This window comes from Aurantiacibacter spongiae (genome assembly GCF_003815535.1).
GTDB classification, from domain to species: Bacteria; Pseudomonadota; Alphaproteobacteria; order Sphingomonadales; family Sphingomonadaceae; genus Alteraurantiacibacter; species Alteraurantiacibacter spongiae.
The window spans coordinates 350,457-376,798 of sequence record NZ_RPFZ01000001.1; the positions used below are offsets into that span (position 1 = coordinate 350,457).

Annotated in this window: 23 protein-coding genes and 3 pseudogenes; 15 read left to right on the forward strand and 11 right to left on the reverse strand. The window is 59.8% G+C overall.

The annotated features are described in order from the left end of the window. Window positions 1–10: 10 nt before the first annotated feature. Window positions 11–1,763 (reverse strand): annotated as a pseudogene (locus EG799_RS01845) (catalase). Between the two features lie 297 nt (window positions 1,764–2,060). Between EG799_RS01845 and EG799_RS01850 the strand changes: the two are divergent. From EG799_RS01850 to EG799_RS01905, 12 genes and pseudogenes are all read left to right on the forward strand, one after another. Further along, the gene (locus tag EG799_RS01850; protein ID WP_123878031.1) at window positions 2,061–2,555 is read left to right on the forward strand and encodes a YciE/YciF ferroxidase family protein; all 495 of its coding nucleotides are present in this window, start codon (window positions 2,061–2,063) and stop codon (window positions 2,553–2,555) included. A gap of 293 nt (window positions 2,556–2,848) precedes the next feature. Beyond that, entirely contained in the window at window positions 2,849–3,685 is an 837-nt protein-coding gene (locus EG799_RS01855) for a hypothetical protein (RefSeq protein WP_234028971.1), read from the forward strand. A gap of 94 nt (window positions 3,686–3,779) precedes the next feature. Next, complete coding sequence (locus EG799_RS01860; RefSeq protein WP_158610983.1) at window positions 3,780–4,772, forward strand: acyl-CoA dehydrogenase family protein; 993 nt, start codon at window positions 3,780–3,782, stop codon at window positions 4,770–4,772. Continuing rightward, window positions 4,769–5,500: a PIG-L deacetylase family protein gene (locus tag EG799_RS01865; RefSeq protein ID WP_158610984.1), complete on the forward strand. Its 732-nt coding sequence runs from the start codon at window positions 4,769–4,771 to the stop codon at window positions 5,498–5,500. Before EG799_RS01860 ends, EG799_RS01865 begins: the two co-directional genes overlap by 4 nt. Beyond that, the gene (locus tag EG799_RS01870) at window positions 5,490–6,104 is read left to right on the forward strand and encodes a class I SAM-dependent DNA methyltransferase (RefSeq protein ID WP_123878039.1); all 615 of its coding nucleotides are present in this window, start codon (window positions 5,490–5,492) and stop codon (window positions 6,102–6,104) included. Before EG799_RS01865 ends, EG799_RS01870 begins: the two co-directional genes overlap by 11 nt. Window positions 6,105–6,385: 281 nt before the next feature. Then, entirely contained in the window at window positions 6,386–6,931 is a 546-nt protein-coding gene (locus EG799_RS01875; RefSeq protein WP_199798258.1) for a DUF421 domain-containing protein, read from the forward strand. Between the two features lie 500 nt (window positions 6,932–7,431). Next, window positions 7,432–8,259, forward strand: coding sequence for a CPBP family intramembrane glutamic endopeptidase (locus tag EG799_RS01880; RefSeq protein WP_234029173.1), 828 nt, complete (start codon window positions 7,432–7,434; stop codon window positions 8,257–8,259). Between the two features lie 110 nt (window positions 8,260–8,369). Continuing rightward, window positions 8,370–8,705 (forward strand): hypothetical protein, encoded by a 336-nt coding sequence (locus EG799_RS01885; protein ID WP_123878043.1) that lies wholly within the window; start codon window positions 8,370–8,372, stop codon window positions 8,703–8,705. Then, window positions 8,702–9,019, forward strand: coding sequence for a winged helix-turn-helix domain-containing protein (locus EG799_RS01890; RefSeq protein WP_123878045.1), 318 nt, complete (start codon window positions 8,702–8,704; stop codon window positions 9,017–9,019). Before EG799_RS01885 ends, EG799_RS01890 begins: the two co-directional genes overlap by 4 nt. 110 nt (window positions 9,020–9,129) lie before the next feature. Continuing rightward, window positions 9,130–9,890, forward strand: a pseudogene (locus EG799_RS01895) (IS5 family transposase). A gap of 42 nt (window positions 9,891–9,932) precedes the next feature. Continuing rightward, window positions 9,933–10,256 (forward strand): acyl-CoA thioester hydrolase/BAAT C-terminal domain-containing protein, encoded by a 324-nt coding sequence (locus tag EG799_RS14350; RefSeq protein WP_407641234.1) that lies wholly within the window; start codon window positions 9,933–9,935, stop codon window positions 10,254–10,256. 181 nt (window positions 10,257–10,437) lie between these two features. Further along, entirely contained in the window at window positions 10,438–10,680 is a 243-nt protein-coding gene (locus tag EG799_RS01905) for a hypothetical protein (RefSeq protein ID WP_123878047.1), read from the forward strand. A gap of 154 nt (window positions 10,681–10,834) precedes the next feature. Here EG799_RS01905 and EG799_RS01910 read toward each other — a convergent pair whose 3' ends face one another. The 3 genes from EG799_RS01910 to EG799_RS01920 are packed head-to-tail and all read right to left on the reverse strand — an operon-like array spanning window position 10,835 to window position 12,650. Then, the gene (locus EG799_RS01910) at window positions 10,835–11,689 is read right to left on the reverse strand and encodes a DUF3618 domain-containing protein (RefSeq protein ID WP_123878049.1); all 855 of its coding nucleotides are present in this window, start codon (window positions 11,687–11,689) and stop codon (window positions 10,835–10,837) included. Further along, window positions 11,689–12,138: a phage holin family protein gene (locus tag EG799_RS01915; protein ID WP_123878051.1), complete on the reverse strand. Its 450-nt coding sequence runs from the start codon at window positions 12,136–12,138 to the stop codon at window positions 11,689–11,691. Before EG799_RS01915 ends, EG799_RS01910 begins: the two co-directional genes overlap by 1 nt. After that, window positions 12,135–12,650 (reverse strand): hypothetical protein, encoded by a 516-nt coding sequence (locus EG799_RS01920; RefSeq protein ID WP_123878053.1) that lies wholly within the window; start codon window positions 12,648–12,650, stop codon window positions 12,135–12,137. Before EG799_RS01920 ends, EG799_RS01915 begins: the two co-directional genes overlap by 4 nt. Window positions 12,651–12,889: 239 nt before the next feature. Between EG799_RS01920 and EG799_RS01925 the strand changes: the two genes are divergently transcribed. The 3 genes and pseudogenes from EG799_RS01925 (at window position 12,890) to EG799_RS01935 (ending at window position 15,601) form a co-directional block, all read left to right on the forward strand. Continuing rightward, window positions 12,890–13,768 carry a YihY/virulence factor BrkB family protein gene (locus tag EG799_RS01925; RefSeq protein WP_199798259.1) on the forward strand — a complete coding sequence of 293 codons (879 nt, stop codon included), beginning with the start codon at window positions 12,890–12,892 and terminating at the stop codon, window positions 13,766–13,768. A gap of 71 nt (window positions 13,769–13,839) precedes the next feature. Then, window positions 13,840–14,385 carry a DUF421 domain-containing protein gene (locus EG799_RS01930; protein WP_158610985.1) on the forward strand — a complete coding sequence of 182 codons (546 nt, stop codon included), beginning with the start codon at window positions 13,840–13,842 and terminating at the stop codon, window positions 14,383–14,385. A 434-nt stretch (window positions 14,386–14,819) separates the two neighbouring features. Beyond that, a pseudogene (locus EG799_RS01935) lies at window positions 14,820–15,601 on the forward strand (IS5 family transposase). Between the two features lie 204 nt (window positions 15,602–15,805). Here EG799_RS01935 and EG799_RS14155 read toward each other — a convergent pair. The 7 genes from EG799_RS14155 to EG799_RS01965 all read right to left on the reverse strand — a co-directional run bounded on the left by EG799_RS14155 (window position 15,806) and on the right by EG799_RS01965 (window position 26,285). Next, a complete protein-coding gene (locus EG799_RS14155; RefSeq protein WP_325051120.1) occupies window positions 15,806–16,252 on the reverse strand; it encodes a DUF6527 family protein in 447 nt (148 codons plus the stop codon). 61 nt (window positions 16,253–16,313) lie between these two features. Further along, window positions 16,314–16,502 carry a hypothetical protein gene (locus EG799_RS01940; protein ID WP_123878060.1) on the reverse strand — a complete coding sequence of 63 codons (189 nt, stop codon included), beginning with the start codon at window positions 16,500–16,502 and terminating at the stop codon, window positions 16,314–16,316. 157 nt (window positions 16,503–16,659) lie between these two features. Continuing rightward, entirely contained in the window at window positions 16,660–18,717 is a 2,058-nt protein-coding gene (locus tag EG799_RS01945) for a 3'-5' exonuclease (RefSeq protein ID WP_123878062.1), read from the reverse strand. Next, window positions 18,714–19,301: a GIY-YIG nuclease family protein gene (locus EG799_RS01950; protein ID WP_123878064.1), complete on the reverse strand. Its 588-nt coding sequence runs from the start codon at window positions 19,299–19,301 to the stop codon at window positions 18,714–18,716. Before EG799_RS01950 ends, EG799_RS01945 begins: the two co-directional genes overlap by 4 nt. A gap of 5 nt (window positions 19,302–19,306) precedes the next feature. After that, complete coding sequence (locus tag EG799_RS01955) at window positions 19,307–22,303, reverse strand: site-specific DNA-methyltransferase (protein ID WP_123878066.1); 2,997 nt, start codon at window positions 22,301–22,303, stop codon at window positions 19,307–19,309. Then, complete coding sequence (locus tag EG799_RS01960) at window positions 22,303–23,262, reverse strand: protein NO VEIN domain-containing protein (protein ID WP_123878068.1); 960 nt, start codon at window positions 23,260–23,262, stop codon at window positions 22,303–22,305. The genes EG799_RS01955 and EG799_RS01960 overlap by 1 nt, the downstream gene beginning before the upstream one ends. Beyond that, window positions 23,259–26,285, reverse strand: a complete 3,027-nt coding sequence (locus tag EG799_RS01965) for a BPTD_3080 family restriction endonuclease (RefSeq protein ID WP_234028973.1) — start codon at window positions 26,283–26,285, stop codon at window positions 23,259–23,261. The genes EG799_RS01960 and EG799_RS01965 overlap by 4 nt, the downstream gene beginning before the upstream one ends. Window positions 26,286–26,342 lie beyond the last annotated feature (57 nt).

The window sequence follows — 26,342 nt, forward strand, 5'->3', positions numbered from 1 at the left end:
TCCTTTCCACTCAATCCTGCTTCACGCTCTCGCGGTCCCAGAAACGCAGCTCGCCGCTCTTCTCGATGAAGGCACTGGCCGCATCCTTGCCCGACGAGACATCGACGAAGCCGTCGTCCATCCAGTTCCACACGCCGGCCGTCTCGAAGAGCGGTTTGACCGCGGGGACGTAGGCGACGAATTTCGCATGGGCGAAGGCGTCGTTGACGAAGTCGATGCTCGGCTTGTCGGTGTTGTAGCGCTTGGCCGAAGCCTCGCTCATCACCACGGCCACCGCGTCGTAGGTGACCGAGGGACCGCCATCGATCTTTTCGTCGGCTTCCATCATTTTGCCATCGGAAAGCTTGGCACCGGCCACGTGCGGTGCGACGATTTCGACCATGCCGCCCGCGTCGGTCGCGGCATCCTTCAGCGCCTTGACGACATCCGCATCTGCGCCTTCGGCAATATAAATGCCGAGCTTGCGGCCCTTGAAGGTGCCAGGGCCGTTTTTGAGGATCGAGAGCGCGGGGCTTTCGGCCAAGTCTGTGATCGGGTCGCGCGCTGCGGGGACCTTTTCGGGCAGTTCGGGAAGGCCGATCCCGTCGGCCACCTCCTGCGCGAGACCCTCGTCGATGTGCCGCAGATGGCCGATCATCCGCTTGCGAATGCTCATGCGGCCAACCTTCGACAGCTCGAAGGTCAGCGCGTTTCCCATATGCGTCTGCTCGACCGGGGTCTGGCTGACGTAGAACTGGCGCGCCTGGCTGTAGTGATCGGCGAAGGTCTCGCTGCGCACGCGCAATTTGGGTCCTTCGACCGGAGCCTCATAGCTCTGAAACCCCTTCATCGGGCAGGCGCGAGGGCCGCGATCTTCCTCCGCGCCGTCGCCATCGCCCCAGCTGTTGGGCTCGTAATTCAAGCGGCCCTTGGGGTTGGTCATGGCCATGTGCCCATCCTGCTGGAAGTGGCGCACCGGGCACTTGGGCGCGTTAATCGGCAGATGCGTGAAGTTGGGGCCGCCCAGCCGCTTCAGCTGCGTGTCGAGATAGCTGAAGTTGCGCCCTTGCAGCAGCGGATCGTCCGAATGGTCGATGCCCGGCACCAGGTTCTGCGTGCAGAATGCTACCTGCTCCGTCTCGGCGAAGAAGTTATCGACATTGGCGTCGAGTGTCAGCGTGCCGATGATCTCGACCGGAACCTGCTCTTCCGGAATGATCTTGGTCGCATCCAGCCCGTCGAATTCGAACTGCTCGGCGAATTCCTCGTCGAACACCTGGATGCCTAGATCCCACTGCGGGAAGTCTCCCGCGTCGATCGCATCCCACATGTCGCGGCGATGGAAGTCGGGGTCCATCCCGTTGACCTTGAGCGCTTCGTCCCAGATCACCGACTGGAGGCCCAGCCACGTCGCGCGCCAGATCAGGCGATCCCTTGTTGCCCGCCACGGTCGAGAAGCGTGTGAAGGTGGGCACTTTAACGCCCTCTTCATTGAAGATCCGCGCCCGCGAATACTGCGGGATCGCTTTCTTCAGCTCGAAATGGCCATGCACGCCATACCCGCGAGCGTGAACCACACGCTCGGGAATGCGTTCGTGGTCGAAATGGAAGATCTTCTCGCGCGCAATCTGGTCTTCGAGCAGCTGCGGGCCGCGCGGACCGGCGGTCAGCCAGTTCTGATCGTCCGAAATCGGATGACCCTGTGCGGTGGTCATCACATCATCATCGCCCTTGGGCTTCTGATGGTTGGCTCCGCCTTTGGACAGGTCGAGTTCTTTGGCCATTGAGTGCTCCGATGTTGGGGGTTCTATCCCACTCCAACGGCGCCCTTCGCCAAGGGTTGCACTCTCGCCAAAAAATATCTGTGCACACGTCAATAAAATTACGCCGCTAACAAATATTAAATTGAGAGACGAATCTACGTCGGCTGCGTTTTGCTAAGCCTTTCTTTGCGAACCAACTAACATTTGATGATTGTAGCAAATTGTCTTTCCCGTTCGGGAACGAAAACCTTCTTCATTTTTATGATTCCAGCTCGCAAGATGTCTCGCGAGCGCGAACCAAGCGCGAAGGAACAGCCCATGTCCGCTCCGGAAAACCTCACCGATTGTTACACTGAAGAACTGGCCGACCTGTGGTCTGCCAACGACCAGATGGAAAAGGTCGTGCGCGAACTGGCGAGCAAGGCAGGTGACGCCACGCTCAAGACGAAGCTGGAAAAGGGTGCCGAGGGCATCGCCAAGCACACCAAGACGATCAAGGAACTGCTCGATGATTGCGGAGTGGACGAGAAAGAGCATTGCAAGGGGATGGAAGGCCTTGTGAAGGAGGCTCGCAAGCACGCCCTCGATGCCGATATTTCCGACGATGACGTGCGCGACGTTATCATCGTCGCCCAGTATCAGCGTATGTGCCATTACGGCATCTGCGGCTTTGGCACCACAAAGGCCTTCGCCGAAGCGCTGGGCAAGAGCGACCATGTCGCCAAACTCGATGCGATCACCGAAGACATCTACAATACGGATGAGAACCTGAGCGATCTCGCCGAACGCAGCGTAAACTTGGCGGCGAAATGACTGCACTGGCTGGGGTCGGGCACCATGAGGTCCGATCCCCATTTTCCATGCCCGACCTTTCACTCGAAGGACCGGGCCCAAGATCGGCATCGACGGAAGAGGCCGAACTTGTTGCCCTTCTTGCGAGCCCGCCGTTCGTCGACAAGGCCGAGTTAACGGGGTTCACGGGCTCACTGAAGCGCGGTTGCGACTTCGCGATCGCCATTCCCGTACGCGACGAGGAATCCCGCCTCCCGGCCACGCTCGAGGCAATTTCCACTGCCATGCATGGCACGCCCTTCACTGGCTGCGCGGTGTTCGTGCTGAACGATACGAGCGATGCTTCGCCAAAAATCATCGAGCGATGGGCTCTGCGCGGGGGCATACCGTTCTTAGCGGTTGAAGTGTCGTTTGATCGCACAATCTGCAACGCACCGCACTCCCGCAGGCTCGCGCTCGATTTGGCGGCGCGGGCGGCGCCCCAAGGTGCTCTCTTCACCACCGATGCCGACACGATGGTGGGCAAGGGCTGGATCGATAAGGGGCTCCGCCTCCTGTCAGAAGGCTACGACCTCATCTGCGAAGATGTCCTGCTCGATGAAGCCGAGTTATCCGCACTGCCGGCGCAAGTCCGCGAAGTCGGCGATGCCGAGCGCGCCTATCTCGGCCTTTGCGAACGCCTCTGGCGACACTGGACGCGCGGGCGGGTAAGTACCCTCGCCTTCCGGCCTTCCGGAGCGAGCCTTGTCATGAAGACATCGAGCTATCTCAGGCTCGGCGGCCTGCCGACCCCTCCCGTAGGGGAAGATCGCGCATTGTGCGATGCGATGCTTGGGGCGGGGTTCGCGGTCAAGGCGATGGAGAATTTCGGAACCCGCACCTCCGCCCGCCTTGCCGGACGGGCATTGGGGGGATGCGGCGATGCCTTGGCGGAAAGGGTCCTTTCTGCCGATCCGGAATGCGATTCCCGTTTAAAGCCGGTATGGCTCCTGCACGACGAAGCGACCTTGTGGATGGAGATATTCGGCGGCACGAGCAGGGGGTTTCATGCGCGCTCCAAAACCCGCGCCCCGATGACGTTCAGCGCCGTGCAGCGCGAACTGCGGATTGCGCGCAAGCTTGCGGCTAGTTACGGTCTGGGCAATGCCTGACGCGGCTTCGACTCGCGAGCTCGAAACGGCGGTTCGCCAACTGGCTCCAGCCTCGGATTGCTCCTGCGGTTCGCTGGCAGAGGAGGTTTCGCTGTTGGCCGAACGCGGCTGGCTTCGCGCCTGCTTGCCCCAGCGGTGGGGCGGCGAAGGCTGGGGCTGCGGACCAGCCGGAACGCGCGATGCTTTCGATGCATTGCGCGCGCTCGGCCGGGCTAACCTGTCGTTGGCAAGGTTGTTCGAAGGCCACATGAACGCGGTCAAGCTCATCGCGCTGTATGGCAGCGAGGGCACCGCGAGCAATGCGGCGAAAGCAATCGAAGAAGGCGCGCTTCTTGGCGTGTGGGGTGCCGATGATCCCGCCGAACCGCTCGACTTCGATCGTCGCGGGGACGAGGTGGCGTTAACTGGAGCCAAGCGCTTCGCCTCCGGCCTTGGGCTCGTCGGGCAGGCAATGGTCACTGTCGCGACGGCGGAAGGCCAGCAGTTGCTGCTCGTCCCGGCAAACGAGCCTGAGCGGTGCGATTATTCGGCTTGGTCGATGGGTGGGATGCGTGCCACCCAATCGGGTCGATACCAGTTCTCAGGGGTCAGCGTCCGCGACGATGCGCTGATTGGCACCCCGGGGGACTACCTGCGCGAACCTCATTTCGAGGGCGGTATCTGGCGCTACTGCGCGGCCCATCTCGGCGGCGCCGAAGCGCTGTATCATGCGATGCTGGGGCAACTGACCGACCGCAAGCGTGCCGAGGAGCCGAACCAGCAGGGCCGTATCGTTGCCAGCGCGATCGCGATAGAATCGGCTCGACTTTGGCTGCTGCGTGCTGCCGATGAGGTCGAAGCGGACGGAGCTGCGGGCCACAAGGCTGCGTTATCCTTACTCGCACGTGAGGTGACCGAGGATGCGTGCCGACTGGTGATTGAGAATGCCGAGCGCGCGCTCGGCATGGCGGCACATGTCGAAGGCTCGTTCGTTTACCGCATGATGGGGGACCTGCGTTTGTTCCTATGCCAGGCCGTACCCGACGCGAAACGCGCCAGAGCGGCCGAGACATTGGCAGTGATGGCCGCACGCGCCGAGCAGCTATGAGCGTTCCCACTCTGCCCGAAGGCTCGGTTCTACGTGCCGCCCGGTCAGTCCGGCGCGTGTCTCTCGAAGTGCTGGCTCCGCCGGGCCGCTTGCTGATCATCGCCCCTCATCCGGACGACGAGACACTGGGCTGCGGCATGGCGCTGGCTGCAGCGGTCGCCGAGGGGCGTGAGGTCGCCATCCTGTTGCTGACCGACGGCGAAGGCTCGCACCCCAATTCGCGCAAATTCGACACTGCGCGACGCGTTGCGGTGCGAGCGGCCGAGTTCGACAACGCGCTGACGGCGCTCGCTCCCGACAAATCGATTCCCGTGGTCCGTGCGCATCTACCCGATGGCAAGACGACGGACGAAAGCGCCCCGCAGGTCGTCGATCGCCTTCTGGACCACCCCTGCGTTGCGAATGCGACCTCGATCTGGTCGACATGGCTTGGGGATCCGCATTGCGATCACCGGACTGCTGGCATCGTGGCGCGGATGCTCTCCGACCTAACGGGCGCTGCGCTCTGGAGCTTCGCGGTGTGGGGGCGCTTCGGCGAGCGTCCCGTGCCGGACCGCTTGAGCCTGTTCTTCGATAGCCGGTTTCACCGTGCGAAGTGCGACGCGATGGACGCCTATGCCTCCCAAATGACCGACCTGATCGACGACGATTCGGCAGGCTTTACTATGCCGCCCGCATTGTTCGAACACTTCGCGAGCCATCCCGAGGTCTTCCTCCATGAAAGATGACCCGTCGGACCGGCGGGAGACGTTCGATGCGCTCTTCGCGGCCGACCCCGACCCATGGGGCTTCGAGAGCAAGGCGTACGAGGCGGCCAAACGGCGTGCGACACTGACGATGCTTTTTCCCAACCGATTCGAGCGTGCGTTGGAGGTCGGATGCGCAAATGGCGTGCTGACGGCGGAACTGGCGAGCGTGTGCGACGCTGTTTTGGGCATCGACGTCTCGTCTGCCGCTCTGCGGCTGGCAGAATCGCGCCTCGCCGATCTCAACCACGTCTCGCTCGTCCGAGCCGAAGTTCCCCGGGAATGGCCGGAAGGGACCTTCGACCTGATCGTATTCTCCGAGATCCTCTACTTTCTCTCGCGCAACGAGATTGCGCGGGTCGCGGACCTTGCTTGGCAAAGTCTTTCCCAAGATGGCGTCTGCCTGCTGGTCAACTGGACCGGACCGAACGACCTTCCGATGGATGGACAGAGTGCTCGCCTTATCTTCGCGGAGGCAGTGCCATGGCTCAGCGCGGCAAGCGAAGTTCGGGCCGAATATCGCATCGACCGCCTGCACAAGCCTTTCGCTCGGGAAGAGGCTGCTCCGGAGCGTCCGAAGGATTAGTGCGAGCTACTGCCGGCCGCGACGGGGGCGTTTGCTGAGGCAGCTTTGGTCGGTGGCCCAAGGATAGGCCGACAGTCTCCTTTCGGCCCACCTACCGCCTTAGAAAGTTTGTCCGACTAACTTTCGCCAGAAATGGAAAACTGGACTCGGAATCAGGAATCGTGCGGGATCGACCGCCCGGGCAAGCGAGCGGTTACTGTCTGCAGTTAGGCCTGCTCCTTGCGGGCTGAGATAGCTTGCCCCCCCCCCAAAAGGCTCAAGGAAATCAAAGCATATTTGGTTTGAGTGACTACCCCGACGCAATCATTCGCGGAGCCGCGCTTGGCCTCATTACGCTCGTCTGGGTCATTCTTGTCGTGCGTGTTATCGGACTGCGCACATTCTCGAAGATGACTTCCATCGATTTCGTCATTACGCTCGCGACCGGTTCGCTGCTCGCTTCAGCAGCAACCGTTACCGAATGGACGGCGCTGATTCAGGCATTGAGCGCTATTCTTGCGTTACTGATAGCGCAGTTGATATTGGCGCGGCTACGCCGCGGATCGCGGGCGTTCCAGCTTATGATTGAGAACGATCCGATCATGCTGATGCATAACGGTAAGATACTGGAAGGCGCGCTTGCTCAGACGCGTGTGAGCGAAAGCGATGTCCTCTATAAACCCCGCCTGCAAGGTATTCATGACCTATCCGATGTTCGCTCGATCGTCTTGGAAAGCACCGGTGATATCTCGATCATATCGGGGGAGACCGGACCGACAGAAGAAGTCCTGAAAGAGGTCGACTGCTGCTACGGTCCAGAGAAACACCATACCACCCGGCAGAAGTGACCTCACGCTACGGTAGTCTGGGTCGACGCTGGCCGCGTTATCGATCTAACCGATTCCGCGTTGGCTGAACGTATGAGTCGTTAGGTGAAGTGCAGCTCTGGAGTTTGGCGAACCCAATAAACGGACTGTCCGCTACCGGCCCAACACCTGCCATTCCGGCGCTCTTCCACAACAAATTACCGGTCGAGTGTAGGTATATCGAACCTGCTCTTGGTCGTGTCACCGTCCATTGCGCCGCTCGCAACGGCGGCTTCGCGCCCTAGTTTTGGTTAAGAGATGATCATCGAACGAGCTTTCTGATGCGGACGTCGCGACAGATAATTGTCGATCGATAAGGATTGAAAGAACCAGCCCTACTTCAGAACCCCCGCTTATCTCCTGTCATCAGGTTACCCGCGCACTGTAGCGTGTAGGTCATTTTCCAAGGAGGAAAGTTTTGACTTGCCTCGAAGGAAAGTCGCATCTAGTCATTTCCCTTCGAGGAAAGTGAGGGTTTGGCAATGGTGTTGGTAGACAGTTTGGTCCTTCTGGTCGTGCTGTGCGGGCTCGCGTGGATGTCTTGGCGCGATTCGCGCGACTACGCAGCTTTCAAGAAGTTTGATTCCAGCGCGGACCGGGTTCGCTTCTACCGCCGATGGACTGTCGTTCCGATGGCGCTTTTCGGTGTCGGCGGGTTAGCCGTGCTGCTGACCTTCGGAAGACTGGACTCACTATACTCAGTGCCCGTTGAATTCGCGCCATTGATCGCTCCCTTCGAGGCAGCTTCGGAACCCGAAGGTTCCAGCTTTGAAACGGTGCTCGGAATGGCAATTGGCTTGCTTCTAGGCCTTACCATCACGGCCGTGGTCTGGCGTCGGCGGTTGAAGAAGATGTCACAACCGGTGGTCGGCGACATTGAAGCTCTTCTGCCGCGCAACGGAAAGGAGGTGGCATGCTGCATCCCTCTGGCTTTGAATGCCGGCATCAGCGAGGAAATCTTCTATCGCGTCGCTCTCCCGCTGTTGGTGCTGGAAGCTACCGGATCAATATCGGCGTCGCTGATGATCTCGATCGCGGCATTCGGATTGGCGCACTGGTATCAGGGTTTGAAGGGTGTTCTCGCGACCAGTGCGATGGGTGCGCTCTTCTTCTGGTTCTATCTCTCGAGCGGATCCGTCATCAAGCCGATTGCGATGCACGTGCTCATCGATATGATCGGCTTGGTGATCAGGCCTTTGGTTTCCCAGTATCTGGCTAGGCGACGTGCAAGTGCAGAGGCGAGTGAGGGGGCCTTGCCAGCAATGCCGGCAGGAGCAGCTACGGTTGTCGAGACGGAGGCAAGCACATGAACAACTCTGAGGACCCACGGGACGCACTGGCAGCTCTCGAGTCCACGAATAATCGTCTGGCGAGACGAATGAGGTGGCCGATCTGGAGGCATTTTGCCGGTGGATTGCTCATGACGCTGATTGTCGCGGCAGTAGCTCTCCCTCGTGATGTCACAGCCGTGGTCTTCGTGACGGCAATGGTCCTGATGTTGTTGATTGTCCGGGACGATAAGAGGCGTCACGGCATGTTCGTGAGCGGATATCAACGAGGCAGGACCGTGTGGATCGTAGCAGCGATCATCGTCCTGAACCTATCCGCGCTGGTCATCGTCCTCACCCAGTTCGAGGACCCGACCGACGATCCATGGTTCTGGGTGACGTTGTCAACCGTCGCTCTCGGGACATCGGGACTCAGCTGGATCTGGGAACGGGTGTATCGCGCAGATGTGCGTCAAGGGAGGTTATGAGCGTGGGTCTCGACGAGATGTTCAACGCTTCCGCGCGCCTGCAGATCGCAGCAATTCTTCTCCGCGCCGACGAAGCCGAATTCTCGGTCATTCGAGACGTCATCGAGGTGAGTGACTCGGCTCTTTCGAAACATCTCTCGACACTCTCAGAAGCGGGCTATGTGTCGATCAAGAAAGCGCCGCGGAACGGCCGCCAGCGAACTTGGGCAGCGCTCACGTCGAAGGGCCGACGGGCCTTTCAGCAGCACGTGAAGGCGCTCCAGGAAATGATCATGGTAGCGGACGAGAAGATCGGTGATACTGCTTCGGACTAGATGACGCTGAGGACAACTATGAAGCTGTCGAACTAGGCTCAGGACCCATTAAACTGCTTGCACTGGAAGCGATGGATTGGTTCAATGGCGGTGTCGAGGAGGCGCTGCGATTGTCTGATCTGTGGTTATTGAGCGAGGCGCAGATGCGCCGGATTGAGCCGTGGTTTCCCCTGTCGCATGGCATTCCGCGGGTCGATGACCGCCGGATCGTGAGCGGCATCATCTTCGTGATCTGGAACGGGCTGCGCTGGCGGGATGCGCCTCCCGCCTATGGTCCTCACAAGACGGTCTACAACCTGTTCATCCGCTGGAGCCGCCTGGGCGTGTTCAACCGCATCTTCGCCGAACTGGCGGCCATGGGCGGGAAGCCGGATCGACTGATGATCGACGCCACCATCTCAAGGCGCACCAGACGGCGGCAAGCCTGCTAAAAAAGGGGCTCTACTCAGACGTATCGGGCGCACCAAAGGCGGCCTGAACTCAAACCTTCACGCCGTCTGCGATGGCCAAGGCCGCCCGCTTATCATGCTGCTCAGCGAAGGGAAGATGAGCGACTACAAGGGCGCTGCGCTAATGGTCGATGCCTTCCCCAAAGGCCAAGGCGTTGCTCGCCGACCGAGGCTACGATGCCGACTGGTTCCGCGCCGCTCAGGAGCAGCGCGGCATCGCAGCCTGCATCCCGTCGAAGACCAACCGCAAAGTGCCCATCCCGCACGACACGGTCCTCTACCGCCAGCGTCACAAGGTCGAGAACATGTTCGGCAAGCTCAAGGACTGGCGCCGCATCCACACCCGCTACGACCGATGCGCCCACACCTTCATGTCCGCCATCTGCATCGCCGCAACCGTCATCTTCTGGTCGCCGCAATGAGTCCTGAGCCTAGAGGCCGAATTCGGTACGGCATTCGGATCCATCGACGTTCCGATCCTGGTTCTAGCCGGCGCGGAAGACGGTATCTGGCCATCCTGGATCAGCGCCGAGCGGATCAGGCAGAGGCTGGTCGCAGCGGGAAAAAGCGATATTGTCGAGGTGCGGACGTATCCCGGCGCTGGGCACAGTCTTGTCTCAGTGGGATTTGGTGGTCCCTTCTCGGTGTTCGCCTACAATCCTTCACTCGAAGGCTACATGGACTTCGGAGGCACACCGAATGGCAACTGCGATGCTGGCTTCCAAAGCAGCCGGGCCGTCGTCGAATTTCTTGAAGCGGTCGATCGCAGCACTCAACAGGGCAGCTAGGTCAGCTTTCGGGACTAGGACAACGATACAAAACCGCAGCAATCGGAGTCGTAAGCTGCCGCGCTGTGCCATGTTGGATGCCTCCGCTATATGGTGATGCAGAAGGCCTTTCCGCCATTGCTTGCTTACTTTCGGCGACCCGCCTAGGCCCATATTCGAGAAACCAGTCAAGGGGAATGAGATGAAGAAAACTGTCCTATGTGCCGCGCCGCTATTTCTAGCCATCGGGGCTTGCGACAGCGTTGCCGAGGAACAGCAAGACGTTCAGGAAGAGGCGACCGAAGCCATGGGCGAGGTTATCGACGAGCAGTCCGAAGCGCTCGAAGCGCAGGCGGATGCTCTGGAGGACGCAGGCATGGCGGCTGAAGCCGCCGAGACCGAACAGCAGGCCGAACAGCTCGAGGATCAGGCTGACACGATGTAATTCGCTGGGTTTGACAAACTGGCAGGTAAGGAAAGGCCCGCCATTGAATGGCGGGCCTTTCTATATCAATCCCAAATAGACGCAGCCAGTAACGAACGATTCAAGGCTTGCCGTCCGGGGCTAACATCGCAGCGCCCAGCGCAAGGACGAAAGATTATCCTGCCGAAGGCGAAGCGCTTGTCGACTTTTCTTCCGCCGCCATCTTATTCTCGGCCTTCGATACCACTTCATCCTTTTTAGCGCGCGCCTTCTCGGCGAGGTGCTCGGCGTGCCCTTCGGCCTTGTCGAGCGCCTTCGCTCCGAGGGATCCCAGTTGCTCTTCCTCGGTCCGCGTCGCGGGAATAGCGGCACCAGCAATTGCTCCGACCAACGCAGCCGCCAAACCACCCAGAATAGGATTATCGTAGTATGCGCCCTGAACCTTCTCTGTAGCTCGGTCGCCTTGCTCGCGCGACTTGCGGCCCAAAGAACTCGCTTGCTGCACGAGATGATCGCGCCGTTGTCGCATCTGCTCGGTCGCGTCGTCGAGCCGCTTCCGGAAGCCGCTTTCCTCCTCGTCGTGACCGCGCTCGATCATAAGGTAGCTTGCTCGCGCATCGTCGCGTCGCCGGCGGTAGCTGAGGTCGTCCTCGTCGGCGCGCGGTTCGATGCGAGCCATATGATCGACATAACCGCGGTGGTGAAGATGCTCAGGGCCATCGATCCAGCTGTCGCCTGTCATCGCATCGTCGTCCGAGGACTTGAAGGTCGAAAGTTTGGCATCGCTGTCACTTATGAGCCAGATGCCACCGGCAGCGATCAGCCCCAAAGCTATCGGGTTGCGGCGCGCACCGTCAAGGATCGCGCGAGCATCGACATCGTTCTCTTCCGCCTTATCGAGCAAGGCGTTGAGAAGGCTGCGGGGGGTAAACTGCTCGCCGATCGTGTCGACGGTTCGGCTCATCTCGCGCTGGGTCTGGCGGATTTCCCGTTCGATCTCGTCCGGATCGCGGGTGTCGGTATCGGTCATTAGCGTGCTCCAGGTCCGGTGAGGTTGCCGGTCGCCGCGTCGGGCGTGCGCTCGGCGGTCTCTATCGTGCGTTGCGGGGATAGGTTGGTTGCGGCGAGCTTCTTGCGCGCCCCCATGAAGAGGATGCCAGCGATGATGAGCGTGATGACGCCGACGATAAGGGTGCCAAGACCCAGATCGTCGATCGCATCACCCAGGAGATAAGCGAGCCCCATCAGCAGCACGCCCAGACCCGCGATGCCGACCACCGCGGCGCCGAGGCTGGCCGCGATCGCCTGCTTGATGTCGTTGACCGCCTCGCGCATTTCAGCCTGCACAAGATTCAACTGTTCCTGGGCGAGATGGGCGCCCTGGTGGGTCAGTTTGCCGAGCAAATCGACAACGTTCTCGTTCGAGGTGTCATTGCGGGCTTGACCGCTGATGTCGGTCGTATGCGGATCGCGGTTCATAGCGCACCTCCGGAACCCGCCGTCGATACCGGGGAGGTTGTCGTTCCTCGATACGAACTACCACCGGTCGAGCCGAAATCTGCTGCGGGAGACTCCGTCTGATCCTTATGCTCCACGCCCGCCCGCAAAATGCGCGCCAGTGCGAACCCGGCGGCGGCCGAACCGGCAAGGAACGTCCCCGGGTTCTCGCGCGCGAAGCGATTGGTTTGCTGCGTTATGTCGCCGACGCTCTTTCCCTGAAGAGTGCCGGCCATGTCAGCGAGCTTGTCGGCCGCTTGCCGGAATCCGGAAGAGAGCCAGGTCGGGGCTTGCTCGTCGTTCTCCAACTCCTGCGCCGCGGACCGCAACGCCGAGGAGGTCGACTTAGCGACGCTGCTCGCCTCCTCTTTGCGAGATTGCGCTTCGCGCTTAGCGCGGCCTTTGGCGGTCTCAGCCAAATCGTTTGCATCGCCCTTCAGCTCGCTCCGAACATCGCCAGAGCCGCTCGGGGCGGATGATGAATTTTCCGTCATTCGATATCTCCTGTCCCAATACTGTTTCGTTAAGGCGAACCACTTTCAACGCTAAACTGTTCCAACTTAACACACATCAAGTAACAGCGCGTCTTTTACGCGCTTCGCTCGACATGAGGAACCTGCAGTCCCGGACTTGCGTAAACGTCGGTATGTCAGATCAGAAACATTCAAATCAAAGAGGCCGTTCGGCGACCCGTCCTGCCCACATCCCTTTGTCGGGATGGAAGGACATCCTGTTGCGGACCAAGGACGAACTGAGCGACGATCATGTGTCCGTGGTGTCCGCCGGCGTTGCCTTCTTCGGCCTGTTGGCGGCCTTTCCAGCGATCGCGGCGACGATCTCGATAGCCGGCCTTATCGTCGATCCCGCGGTGATCGAGACGCAGATCGAAGCTTGGACGGGTGCACTGCCCGCCGATGCAGCGCGCATTCTGCAGGCCCAAGCTCGAAAGGTGGCGACGGGGGCCGACACGTCGCTGGGTTGGGCGGCGCTGCTCAGCACCCTGTTGGCGATCTATGGCGCGTCGAAAGGCATGAAGACGTTGATGGAAGGTATGAACGTCGCCTACGACGAGGACGAGGATCGCGGGTTCGTCCGGCTCAATCTCGTGGCGCTTAGCCTGACCGTATTGCTGATCATCGCGCTTCTCGTCGCGATCGGTTTCATGCTCGGAGTCCCAATCCTGCTCGATGCGATCGGCATCTCCGCGAACTGGGAAGCGGTGCTGACATACGCGCGTTGGCTCGTGCTGGCAATCATCGCGGTGGGCGGCCTATCCGTGTTGTATCGCTATGGTCCCTCGCGCGACGATCCAAAGTGGCGCTGGATCACGCCGGGCTCGTCGTTGGCTATCCTCATCTGGATCGCAGGCTCGATAGGCTTCTCGTTCTATGTCCGCAATTTCGGCAGCTATAACGAGACCTACGGCACATTGGGTGGTGTCATCGTCCTACTGACCTGGTTGTGGCTGTCGGCCTACATCGTGCTTCTGGGCGCGGAACTGGATTCCGAGATCGAGCACCAGACTCGCAAGGATACGACCACGGGAGCTCCCGAGGCGATGGGTGAGCGTGGCGCGGTCGTGGCGGACACCGTCGGCGAGACCAAGGAGTAGGCACCGATCATAGGCCGGCAGAAAACATTTTTAAAGCTCGGCTTAGCCGAAGGATGTGGCAAGGTATCATCATGAACGAATCCATCGACACCTGGTTCAATGGCCTCGATCGCCTCGAAAGCGTGGCGATCAGCGCAGTCGTGTTCTACTTTCTTATCATCCTGATGACCCGCCTTGCGGGCAAACGAACCACCGGGCAGATGAACAATTTTGACTGGATCGTTACGGTAGCGGTAGGTAGTCTTGCTGCCTCGGGCATATTGCTTAAGGACGTGAGCATCGCTGATGCCGCGCTTTCAATCGTCATCCTGTTTGCTTTGCAATGGCTGGTAACATGGTTCGTCCTGCGCAGCGATATCGTGTGCAGACTGATCAAGGCCCGCCCCCGCCTGTTGCTCGACAATGGACGGATAAAACAGGAGGCAATGCGGCAGGAACGGATCTCGCAGGCTGAGATCTACGCGGTGTTACGCGAGCAAGGCTTCGCTCGGCTCACGGATGCGAACTGGGTCATCCTCGAGAACGATGGCAAGATGACCGTCATTCCGCATAGCGACACTCCCCTTGAAGACGCGGAATTGATGAGTGATGTTGCCCGGGACTCGGAAGCCAAATAATTCTCGCACGGTAGATCAATGCAAAACCCGACAGCGCGATCCATCAAATGCCTGGCAGTCGTTCGATTGGCTGTCGACAACTCAGTCAGTGCAGCAGACGCAGATTTTCTCAGACGAATTTCAAGTGGAGCCAAACGTTGTTTTCCTTCGTGCTGCTAGCTTACTAGCAAGAGGTGCGCAGTCGGGAAAGACCTCGCGTGCGGAAGTTTATGCGCAATCACCGCTTCGTCCGTTACGTTATCAAACCGATTTCTCTTGGACGGATGGAAACAATCACGGACGGCGTTCGCGTTGGAAGGACCGATGATATGCCAAATCAAAAAAATGTATCTTTGTTAGAATGCGCGTTTTGGCGGCTCTACTAGGTCGTATTGACAAAAGGGATTCCCAAAGCCGTCTGGTTCTGATTCAAGACTGCTTTTTGGCGAGCAGTCATGGGTCGCGGGGATTTGTCGGATGCAGAATGGGAGTTGATCGGGCCGCTGCTGCCGGCTGAGCGTGGTCGCTGGGCGCGACCGGCGGGCGATAACCGGCGCTTTCTCAACGGCATGCTCCACGTCTTGCGGGTCGGGTGTCCCTGGCGCGACATGCACGAGCGATACGGCAAGTGGAACTCGGTCTATGTCCGGTTCCGGCGCTGGGCCGAACAGGGCGTGTGGGATGCCCTGCTGCAAACGCTGGTTGATCTGGGCCTCACCGATGACTCGCAACGCATGATCGACAGCACTTCCGTTCGCGGCCACGTCCCGGCAGCGGGCGGAAAAGGGGGGCGCTTACGAACGCTCTTGGTCGATCACGCGGTGGCTTTACGAGCAAAATCCATGCCCGCTGCGACAATCAGGGACTGCCTGTCGGCTTCATCCTGACCGGTGGGGAGGCATCCAACTACACTGCCGCTGAGCCATTGATGCAAATTCCCGTCGCTACGCCCAAGGCGCTGTTGGCAGACAAAGGCTATGACGGGGATCGCCTCCGCGAAAGCCTGCTGATCCGGGGTATCCTGCCGATCATCCCACCCCGCTCAAACCGCAAGGTGCCAGAGCATCCCGATTATCGCCGATACCGGGATCGCAACCGCGTCGAGCGCATGTTCGGCAAGCTCAAACAGCAATGGCGTATCGCCACCCGATATGACAAGACTGTCCTCTCCTTTGAGAGCTTCCTCAACCTCGCCGCCGCCAGACTATGGCTCAGGGCTTTTGTCAACACGGCCTAAACTGCGGGCCTCGAAGCTAGGCGCATTTGATTTTTCGATGGCGCTCCAATCAGTTCGACGTCCCTGGGGTGGCTTTCTCGGGACTCGAAACTGAGTTTCTCCTCTTGAAAATTGGGCGAGATCAAAGTCGGCTTTGCGCCCCCTTTTCGGTCATTCGAATAGCGACAGCTAGGTCCCAAAAGCAGTCGTCTACTTTTTCAAAACCTATCGTCCAAAAAGCCAATCAAGCAGCCTCTTCGCTAGCCCTCGCTTCTTTGAACTTATAGCCACGCGTCCACCTCTGATTTCACGGTCGTATCGGCGCTCCTTGTTGGTGTGATCATTCGCTCGACCCGCCGCTATCTCTTCGTCCGTCCAATCGCCTGCCCACTGAACCTCGCCGCGCCTAATCCAATAGTGAGAGCGGCATTGAAAGCTCCAGTTCCCTATCGATGGCGACAGCGAAACGGTTTCGCCGTCGAATATCAACTTCCAATCTGTTGGAGTGAGCGGGGTCACAACCTCCATCCCGCAGCCGCACGCACAGCTATGCACGACAGTTGCAAACTCGGTCGAGACGTAGAGCTTGCCGGGTTGGACCTTTTCCGGGATCGCATCGACAAATTCATGGGTAAGGCACACAATTTTACTCATTGGACATGTGGTTCCCATCAATCGTGTAATTCGAATTCATCTCGCCTTCTAAGTCGAGGTAAATGCCGTTGATCTTCTCTTACTTCATCACGGCGTGGCAGGCGTTGAGCGCGTTGAGTTCCGCGATCTGCACATTCTTCGTGTAGGCCGCGTCGGGATCGCCGTCGCCGAAGCGAACATGCTTCTGGAATGTTCCCCGATCTTCAGGCGTACTGGCGCTGGTGCGTACGACTCCAAGAAGCTTTCCCTCGGCAACGACGATGCTCATGCCAACGTCGACAAAGAATGCGCCATCAGATTACATGCATATTGCGAAGGGTATATCACTTGCGAGTATCACGGAATGTTCTGTCCTCAAATCGCTCTCCGTCAAGCCAACTGATAGCGCCTCACAATCCGGAGCGCCGCGTAGCAGTTTGAGATGCCTATCGGAGATCGTCGAGAAACTCGCTGCCAGGCGCGATACCGGTTACAAGCAATTGGTCACGCGCACGCGTGCATGCCACGTAGAGCAAGTGTCGCTCCGTTTCGTACACGCTTTCCATCTCGGCGACATCGCCGATCGAGGCTAGCCGTTGTGGATCAGGGATTACGTCCTCGTCGCAAGCCATCACCGCTACCGCTCGGAATTCCAGCCCCTTCGCATCATGCATAACAGTTACGATGGGTGCCTCGGCATCGGCGGATGCGGTGACAATGTTTTCGGCAGACTTCCGGGCGCGATCAAGCTGATCGGAGCTACGAACCAGCAATGCAATTTGCTTCGCAGGGATGCCGGAGGTCATGCACCGCCGAAGCCAACTGCTCACGAAATCCGCTTCGGCTTCGGTATCGTCCAGCAATTTAACTTCCGGAACGGGACCATCGAAAATCGATACCGTGCCACGCCGCCCCTCTTCCACGCCATCCAGGTCAGTAATCGCAGGCGGAAGCAGGCGATCTGCCATTGCCCTGATCTGGTGCGACGTGCGGTAGTTCACCCGCAGCGAATGGCTCCGGCCCCTAATGTCGAGACCCAGCTTCGCCCAGCTGAAGGGCAGCCGGAATATGCGCTGCCCGATATCGCCTGCAAGAAAGAGGGCATCGTTTCGCCCCTTGCCCACCGCCGCGAGGAAGCGGACCTGTGCGACTGTGAGGTCTTGCGCTTCGTCGACGACGACATGTTCGAAGGGAATTGCGCCGCCGTCCTGAAGCCACCCCGTCAAGCGGTCATAAATCATAGCGCAGGTTACCAAGCCACGCTCGGCCATCCGGGTTCGAATGTGGTCGAATACGGCCCACGCGGCCTCCCGCTGCTTCGGACCCAATCGGGTTCGTCGACCTATACGAGGAAGTGTGGCGTAGCTCTCCGGGTCGGTTACGCCCCAGGCATCGACCAACTCCTGCCATTCTTCCAGCAGGAATTGCCGTGTAAGGTCGCCACCGAGGCCTTCCGATAGGGCTTTCTCAATCAGCTCCCGTATATGGCTATGGTTGACAATATCTAGCTCGCCGAACTGCTGGCAATACAACTCCAACGCTGCTTCATCGAGCGGCCGGACCGCAATGCGCTCACGCAACTCGGGAACAGCCTGCGTCTGGATTTCGAGCTTTGCGGACAATGATCGCGCAAGTTCTGGTGAGAAGGTGGTCAGGAGGACGCGTGTGGTTTCGCTCTGCTCTGCAAAATACACGGCGCGATGGAGTGCCACGATGGTCTTACCCGTTCCGGCTGATCCGGTAACGCGGGTCGGGCCGGTCACCTTCCGGCGCACGAGTTCACGCTGCGCCGGGTGCAGGAAGACTGCCCATTTCTCGAAAGGAGCATCGAGCGCCGCGGTCAGTTCGTCGACATTGTCGAATACGCGGAAGCGCCGCTGTGCGTCGGGATGGGCGTAGGGATCGGCGCCCGGTTCGGCTGGGGTGACAATATGATCCTCAAGTTTCCCGCCCGTCGCAAAATCATAGAGGGCTTCCGCAGCCTCCGCCGGAAGTCGGTCGAACAGGGTGTCGATCTCATCCTCCGGCATCACCTGCACATGCTTCAGCCATTCGCGTGGTACGCCGACATCGAGGAGCTGGTCGTCCGTCAACGACCAGAAGGGCTGGACCACTTCTCCAGCAGTTTCCATCGCGCTGGAATGGTCACCGTATTCAGGCTCGGCTTTCTCTTGGCCTTCGATCACCTCCACGATCTGCATGGCGCCGGACCGCTCGTGGGGAATGAACTTGCGCCGCTCCGCCCAGCGGTAGGCATCGTTGTGGTGGCCGACATATGCGAGCAGGTTGTCTTCGCCGTCACGCCGCAGGATGATACGCAGGTCCCGCGATACGCGCGCCGACCAGACCTTGTCGTCCCCTGCCCTCGTCAGCCGTTCAAGACTGAGACCAGTGCCCTTCGGGTCCATCATCAGGTCGACGGTCGTGATCTTGACCTGCTTCTGCTCCTGATGGGTAAGCTTGGCGAGCGCATCGGCGAAGGTCGAGGCGTAGAGAAGGGTCATCGGCTGGTGTTATTACAGCGCGGTATGATGGCGGCCCACGGAAACACGATCCTCCGCGGCATCCTGCCGCTGAAGGTGAAGCCCTTGTTCTGTATGTCGAGGGCGCGTCCGCCGTTGGATCCTTGGCCGGGCACACACATGGTCTTCCGGTCGTTCCAGAGATCCTCATGAAGAACCCAAATCAGGATGTGCTCGATCTCCTCGCGGAAGAGCACTCGCGTCTCGCCGTTAGGCTTGCGGCCCGGCGTGGTAATCGTGCCAATGCTGATGCTCGTTTCGCCATACTGGCTGCGAATTTCATCCACCTTTGGATGGTTGCGAAATCGCTTTTTGAGGTCGTTGGTTATCCCGATGTAGACAATGCGATCCCGCGTTCTTTGGTTACCGTGATTGCGAACGATAGCGTAGAGATACCCATTACGATAAACCTCACCCTCATCCTTGAAAGGTATAGTCCCGTCGCGTTCGATGCGGGACGGTCGCGACCAATCAATCTCAATCGGCTGATAGAGTGGTCTACCGTTCGAATCCTCAAACAGGTCTTCATCTTCCCCGAAGTCCGCAATGCGCAGGTTTCTGTGCATCCCGCCTAAACCTCCAGCACCTTCATCACCTCGTCGCCGAGGTGGTTCACCACCTTCACGGCCACGCGGCCATCCTTCGGCTTTGCGAACGGCCGTGAACGCACGCGATTGAGGCTGTCCCAGGCTTCCTGATCCACCTCCGCTTTCAGCGTTGTCTTCAGCGCCTTGTAGGGATCGTTGGCACCAGGGAAGTAGGCGTGGCGGACGAAGAAGCTTTCGTAATTGTAGTCGGTGTCGATGAACCACACGGCGATGTCGTCGGCATCGCCGCTTTCGATCTGGCCGCCCTTATACATATCGACGCCCATCACCTCGATGCTGACCATGCCCTCGCCGTTTTCATTGGCGCCTTCGTCGTGCACCTGAATGTCAGGCTCGCCGAATACGGTGAACAGGTTGCCAGCGCCCGTATTCGCAAGGTCTGGCATGTGCAGGTCGGGATTGATGCGGGCCTGCAGGACGGTGAGCGGGCCCATCTTGGTGACCTCACCGGCGTGCGCATCGAAGTTGAAGGCAGCCGCTATCAGGATGTCGAAGCCGTTCTCCTGTGCCTCACGTGCAGCGGCGACGACCTGCGGGCGCGTGATGGTGCCGTATTCGGGGCCAACGAATACCGCGGCACGGCGTGTCGGGCCGGCTTCGGTTTCCTCTTCGTCCTCGGCTTCGGTCAGCGATTTCTGGCGCACGATGCCTTCGGCGACGATCCATTCGCCGGGCCACAGCTTCATGCTTTCGAATACGAGCTTGTCGTCCTTGGCACGCTGCTGGACGCCCGAGCGCTTGAGGTTTTCGAGCACCATTTCGGCGAAGTCGGCGCGTTCGCCGCTTTCGCCCTTCTTGGCCCTGCCCTCAGCCGCCTCGATCTCGTCGAACAGGCTGTCGTCCACGTCCACGGCGGGGACGCGGTGGGGTGAAAGGCTCTCGACCGTGAAGGGGCCAGCCACACGCACGCGCGTTTTGTCCTCGTAAGGCTGGTCGTAGAGATATTCGGTGTCCGCCTTGGCGGCGATGCTGGCGTCGATTTCCTGCTGGCGCTCGATGCGCAAGCGCCACCATTCGGCGTGCAGTTCCTCGGCGCGCGGGTCGTTCCACGGATCGACAGGGTGTTCGGGCAGCGTCTCCAGCGTGTAGTCGCGGTCCAGTTCCTCGTTCAGCTTAGTAAGCCACTTGGTGCGCACGGCATCGGAGCCGGGTCCGCGCGCCTTCTCCAGCGCCTTTGCAGCATCTTCAGGCCACGGCGCGCCGGGTTCGCGCGGCATGGTCCATTCCTCGAAGGGCGGCAGGTCGGGGTCGGAGCCGTCCCGGCCGCGCATCGCGTTGATGTCGGCGCGCAGGGGTTCGAGCTTTTCCTGATACTCCTCCCAGATCGTGTCGATCTCGGCATTGTTGGCGATGCTTTTGAGCGTGATGTGCGGCACGCGCTTGTAGACGAAGCCCTGGCGGATGCGGCCCTGCGTCGGCGTGTCGCGCGGCGGGGTGCGGGTGATCTCGCCTTCCTTCACCTGCCCTTCGCGGCTGTCGGCGAGCAGATACCAGGGATAGCGCGCGCCCATGATCCGCGCCCGGGCGAGCGCGAGCGCGACCCGGCTCGTGTCGATCGTGATCCACCGCCGCCCCCACTGCTCGGCTACATAGGCGGTGGTGCCCGAGCCGCAGGTGGGATCGAGCACCAGATCGCCGGGATCGGTGGTCATCAGGATGCAGCGTTCGGCGGCCTTACTTACCGTCTGGACGACGTAGATTTTCTCTTCTCCGAACCCGCCAGTTCGAGTGTCGTCCCAAACATCGTTCCGAGGTTTTACGGGAAAGTCGTCGAAGTATCGGATGTAATTCAGAGATCGACCCACGCCCATCAGTCGATCAGCCTTCGTAAGCTGATCGAGACCTCGCTTATTCGTTTTGAAAGTTCCGCCCCCAGGAGTGAAACGGGTTGCCTGAAAATGATATTCCCGGAGATCGCCACCGCTAGCGCTTCGGGCACTGGTAAGCGGATTAGGTCGATAAATTCGAGCACCATCTGGCAACGCTTCACGGCCTTCAAATTCGTCCGTGGTCAAGCGCCGCCGAGTGCCATCTGGTAGCAAAACCAGACGGAGGTTCACCTCCTCCGAAGGGTCCCGCATCTCGTAGAGAGGCCGGTATTTTACGGTTTCGCGAGATTTGGCATACCAAACAATGAAATCGACCGTATTGTCCAAAACTCCCGCGCCTTTGCCGGTCGTCTTACGAAACATGACCTGCGTACAAAAATTCTCCTCCCCGAACACCTCGTCCATAAGCGCCCGCACACGGTGGACGTTCTCGTCGCCGATCTGGACGAAGACGCTGCCGCTCTCGGTCAGGAGATCGCGCGCCACGGTCAAGCGATCGCGCAGATAGGTGAGGTAGGAGTGAATGCCGTCCGCCCAGGTGTCGCGGAAGGCCTTCACCTGTTCCGGCTCGCGGGTGAGGTGGTCGGCCTTGCCGTCCTTCACGTCGCGCGATGTGGTGGACCACTGGAAGTTGGAGTTGAACTTGATGCCATAGGGCGGGTCGATATAGATGCACTGCACCTGGCCCTTCAGCCCCTCGCGCTCGGCCAGAGATGCCATCACCTTCAGCCCGTCGCCCAGGATCATGCGGTTCGACCAGTGCTGGTCATGCGCGTAGAATTCGGTCCGCGCCTCCGGATCGACGCCGTTGAAATCGGCGAATAGGTCCGGCGCGTCGTCGGCTTCGTCGCGCTGACTGGCGCGCTTCAGATCTTCGATTAGCGCCTTGGGATGAATCTTCTCCTGGATGTAGAGCGGCGGCGCCTCGACCACGAGGTCCGACCAGTCCGCCACATCCTTCCCCCGCCACACCAGCTGCGGATCGAGATCGCGGTTGCGCCGCTCGTAAGCCACCTCGATCGGCCGCTTGGTCTCGGCATCGACGAAGGTCTCGAGCTCCGCCGTGGGCGCATTCTTGCGCGTCGCCTCGTGATGCGTGAGCGTTTCGACGCGGAGGGGTTTCTTGGCCATCAGGCGGGGTCCTTGTCTTTAGGAACGGCCTGCCACTGCAGACATTGAAACTCGAAGCTCGACTCCATTTGTGCGGCATCGAAATACTGTATTCGACGGCGCTTGGGATCGAGGGCGTTCGTTACTAGCGCGAGTTGCCAGCGGCGGAGACTATTCTCCCCATCTTCGGCTTTAATCCTGACATCAGCGTTGCGCTCCGACCGAGTGATGTAAAACGCGTCCCGTCCACCCGCAGTGCCTTTCACCTCGACACACCAAATCTCCCCGGTCGAGCGATCCGCAAATTCGAGATCGTAGCCGAAACCCCGCTGTTGTTGCCTGTCCTTGAAACGATAGGCTTTGCCAAAGTCGGCCTTCACAGCCGAGATGGCGGCGCGCTCGACCTTGCGTTTCAGGACGGGGTCAATCGGAGCTGCAGCACCAGGATCGACGCCATCATCACTCGCGCCGTCGCTCACTCTTTCCCGATATTTCAGGAGTGGCTTGACCAGCTCCATCCTCGACTTCTTATCGACGCCATTTTCGCGGACATAGGAAAATGATCGAAGGCTATCTCCCTTCGGCAGCAAGCAATCTCTCGCTGCCGCCGGAATGCTTACTGCGTAGGGCGCACGCGCCGAATAGCTGAAAGGGCCGATGTCGTGAGAATCTTCCAGATTGTCAGCATCTGGCCGGGGACGATTGCCCCCGATGATTGAAGCGTTCTCATACCAGCCTACTACGACAGACGGATCAGCCTTGGTCGGCCTGGACACGAAAAAAATCAGCCAGTCGTCACCACTTTGTGTCACAGGGAAGTTGCCGCCGTTGGGCGGAAAATATCCATAATACTGCTTCCGATACGGACGGAAGATATACTTTTCATGCCCTTCTTGGCCCCAGCGCCCTGAAAGCTCGCCACCGGTGTAGTCGTCGGACCAGTCGACAGTCACCACCGCAATGTTGCGAGGTTCGCTCATGCCACAACCCTGTCAATCCATTGTTTGATCACGCCTTCGAACTCGGTCTGTATCGTCCATTTGTCGGTGAACTCGGCAAAGGCCCAGCGCCCCATGGTCCCGAGGTTGTTCACCCCGGGCACCCAGTAGGTAGCCATCGTGTCAGCCTTGTCCTTGGCGTCTTCATCGCGGAACCCCTTGATCTCGACCACGAGATTGAGCGGGTCGTCCGCGCCATTTCCGTCGTCGATCTGCAAGATGAAGTCCGGTCGATATCGTCGCGCCTCGCCGCCGGCACGATAGGGCACTTCGAAGCCGAGGTTGTGGTTCTTAACCCATGCCAGCACGCGCGGATGTGCGTCGGCAACGCGGCAGAATTCGAGCTCCCAGTCACTGTCCGCGATGGCGTAATTGATGTGACATTTCGGACCGGTCTCGTATCTGTCCTGGCTCGTGTTGAAACCCACATGCCGGGTCGAACCTTCCCGGTTATAGGGATCGAGCATGGCGATTACGCGGTTGCCGCCCGCGGCCCCGCGAGTGATCGCCGCCATGATTCGATCCGCTACCCTGTCCGCGATATCGTAATAGAGCAGCTGCGCTTGTTGAGTATTGCCCTTGCAGACGAGATGTTCGCTCATCCAGCGGCGCACGATCTTGCGCATCTCCATGATGAGCGCCGGGTTCGGAACCTCACCGTCCTCGGTAAGACGGCGCCGAACGATGCGATCCGCGAGGCGAAGCTGAATGGTTGCCGGGCGTGTATCCGCAAGATGCTCGAGGTTCATCTCAGCCTCTTCGCCCACGATGCCCGAGTTCACGGTCTGCGCGGCCCCGACAAGGTCAGGGGTAAGCTCCAGCGTCGAGTCGTCGGTGAACTCGGCCCGAAGCGTGTCCCGCGGCAATTCGGTCCGATATCCCTCGACACGGGGAAAGCGGATTTCGACGTCATCGCGCTCCGGGCTGATCGCCTCGACCCGCACCATTGGCGGCGGAGGCTTGATCGTGGCGTTCTGGGGCTGCGCGGTGAAGTCGAAGGGTATGCCGAAGATATCCGCGTATTCGACGTCGAAGCGGTCTTCGTCGTTCAATCGATAGGAAACACGCCGCAGCGCTCGGCCGATAACCTGCTCGCACAGGAGCTGCGTGCCGAACGCGCGGACGCCGAGAACATGCGTCACCGTATTTGCGTCCCAGCCCTCTGTGAGCATCGATACCGATACGACACACCGTATGGCTTCGCCCAGCTGACCGGGACGACCGACGGTGTTCATGACCTCGCGCAGGATAGCGGTGTCGTCGATCTTCTCAGCCGCAGCCCGATCGCCGGTACGCTGGACCAGTTCGTCCTTGAAACGGGCGATTTCCGGTTCTGCAGCGGTTTTGAATTCGGTACTGATCGCCTCGCCGCTTTCGACCTGCTGACTATCGATCAGCAAGGTCCGCATCTTCGGGAGGGCAACGCCATCAGGGTCGAAGTTGCGGAACAGCTTGCACGCGCCCGCCATCAGGCGCCTGTTGCCGTCCTTGTCCTCGATCTCATAGCCGGCGATGTAATCGTGAACCAGCTTGCTGGTGGCTGTGTTGTTGCAGACGACGATGAAGACAGGCTCGACGCCGAGGCCGTGCTCCTTCCAGCTATCGAAGGTCTTCTCGTAATGCCCATAAAGCGCGTCGATCGCGGAGAGAAGTTCGTTGGGTAGCTTCTGCGGATCATCGAACCCAGATTTGGCGCGCCCCTTTTTGGGAAGCTTCGTCCCGACATGCTCCCATAGGTTGCGGAACATCGGCGTGTCGCCGCCCTCGACATTGTCCATGATGGGCACGCGTGGCAGCTTGACAATCCCGCACTCAATCGCGTCCATGAGCGAGAAATCGCTCATCACCCAGCCGAAAAGCGAGCCTTCGCGGTAGCCGGAACCGCGCAGGAAGAAGGGCGTGGCAGAGAGGTCGTAGACCATATTGAGGCCGAGCGTCCGCTTCACCGCCTCCAGCCCGCTGATCCACAGGCGGGCGGCTTCGTTGGCTTCCTTGGCCTCCGCCTTTTCATCGCCCTTGAGCGCCTTTTCCTCTTCCGGCGATAGCGGGCGTTCTCGATAGCAGTGATGCGCTTCGTCGTTGAGAACGACGATGTTCTTCATGCCCATCAGAGGCCCAGCCACCCGCCGGAGCATGGACCCATCGCTTTCCTGCTTGGGCTCGGTCGCCAGAGCAGCCTGCTGGACCTTGTTGAGACTTACCTCGTCCTTCTTCTTGAAGGAATGGTAGTTGGTGATGACAATCTTGGCTTGCCCAAGGTCGCGGAGCATATCCTCAGGCACGATGTGCCGGGTGCTGTAATAGCTCTCGGGATCGTTCGGCTGCAGGACGCGCAAGCGGTCCTTGATGGTGATGCCAGGGGCTACGATCAGGAAACCCTTGGAGAAGCGCTTGGCGTTGGGATGGCGCACGGCGTTGAGTGTATGCCAGGCGATTAGCATCGCCATGACTGTCGTTTTGCCAGCACCCGTCGCCAGCTTAAGCGCCATACGGACCAGATCCGGGTTCGATGCCTCGTTAGCCGCGAAGAGATGCTCCCAGTAGCGCTGCGCGGTAGCGAGCTTCGCCTTGCGCCCTTTATGCTCGGGCTTGCCCGCCACTTCGGTCAGCCAGATCACGGTCTCGACCGCCTCGATCTGGCAGAAGAACGGAGGGAGCGGCATTTCGCCGGAGCGCCAATGGCGCAAGAGACGCGCGGTTGTAGGCGTTACCTGCCACTGGCTTTCTGGAAGCTCCCGCCAAGTATCGATGGCCTGACGGATACCGTTGATGATCTCTGTCGGGTCATAGATGTCACCGAGCGCGTCCGCGAAAATGTCAGCCTGCGCTGCGCTCTTGCCGCGCGTCGCTCTGGGCTTGGGTATCGGAGTGGTGAGGTCGCTGCGGCGTCGACCGTGCTCGACTACGCCGGTGGGTTGGCCTCCGTCGCCCAACTGCCAATGCCGTTCTGGGCGCCGATAGGGCGAATTGAGTATTGGTGAATCGAAAAATGCCTCGGTACTCACAACACCCCACCCCGTTCTTGGCATCTATTGCGCTTTGCGATTCTCTGTTTGGAGACA

Excerpts from the sequence above, each read along its gene's own strand:
- EG799_RS01850 (WP_123878031.1), top strand. The coding sequence starts at position 2,061 with ATGTCCGCTCCGGAAAACCTCACCGATTGTTACACTGAAGAACTGGCC.
- EG799_RS01865 (WP_158610984.1), top strand. The coding sequence starts at position 4,769 with ATGAGCGTTCCCACTCTGCCCGAAGGCTCGGTTCTACGTGCCGCCCGG.
- EG799_RS01870 (WP_123878039.1), top strand. The coding sequence starts at position 5,490 with ATGAAAGATGACCCGTCGGACCGGCGGGAGACGTTCGATGCGCTCTTC.
- EG799_RS01880 (WP_234029173.1), top strand. The coding sequence starts at position 7,432 with ATGGTGTTGGTAGACAGTTTGGTCCTTCTGGTCGTGCTGTGCGGGCTC.
- EG799_RS01885 (WP_123878043.1), top strand. The coding sequence starts at position 8,370 with ATGACGCTGATTGTCGCGGCAGTAGCTCTCCCTCGTGATGTCACAGCC.
- EG799_RS01890 (WP_123878045.1), top strand. The coding sequence starts at position 8,702 with ATGAGCGTGGGTCTCGACGAGATGTTCAACGCTTCCGCGCGCCTGCAG.
- EG799_RS01905 (WP_123878047.1), top strand. The coding sequence starts at position 10,438 with ATGAAGAAAACTGTCCTATGTGCCGCGCCGCTATTTCTAGCCATCGGG.
- EG799_RS01910 (WP_123878049.1), bottom strand. The coding sequence starts at position 11,689 with ATGACCGATACCGACACCCGCGATCCGGACGAGATCGAACGGGAAATC.
- EG799_RS01915 (WP_123878051.1), bottom strand. The coding sequence starts at position 12,138 with ATGAACCGCGATCCGCATACGACCGACATCAGCGGTCAAGCCCGCAAT.
- EG799_RS01920 (WP_123878053.1), bottom strand. The coding sequence starts at position 12,650 with ATGACGGAAAATTCATCATCCGCCCCGAGCGGCTCTGGCGATGTTCGG.
- EG799_RS01930 (WP_158610985.1), top strand. The coding sequence starts at position 13,840 with ATGAACGAATCCATCGACACCTGGTTCAATGGCCTCGATCGCCTCGAA.
- EG799_RS14155 (WP_325051120.1), bottom strand. The coding sequence starts at position 16,252 with ATGGGAACCACATGTCCAATGAGTAAAATTGTGTGCCTTACCCATGAA.
- EG799_RS01940 (WP_123878060.1), bottom strand. The coding sequence starts at position 16,502 with ATGAGCATCGTCGTTGCCGAGGGAAAGCTTCTTGGAGTCGTACGCACC.
- EG799_RS01945 (WP_123878062.1), bottom strand. The coding sequence starts at position 18,717 with ATGACCCTTCTCTACGCCTCGACCTTCGCCGATGCGCTCGCCAAGCTT.
- EG799_RS01950 (WP_123878064.1), bottom strand. The coding sequence starts at position 19,301 with ATGCACAGAAACCTGCGCATTGCGGACTTCGGGGAAGATGAAGACCTG.
- EG799_RS01955 (WP_123878066.1), bottom strand. The coding sequence starts at position 22,303 with ATGGCCAAGAAACCCCTCCGCGTCGAAACGCTCACGCATCACGAGGCG.
- EG799_RS01960 (WP_123878068.1), bottom strand. The coding sequence starts at position 23,262 with ATGAGCGAACCTCGCAACATTGCGGTGGTGACTGTCGACTGGTCCGAC.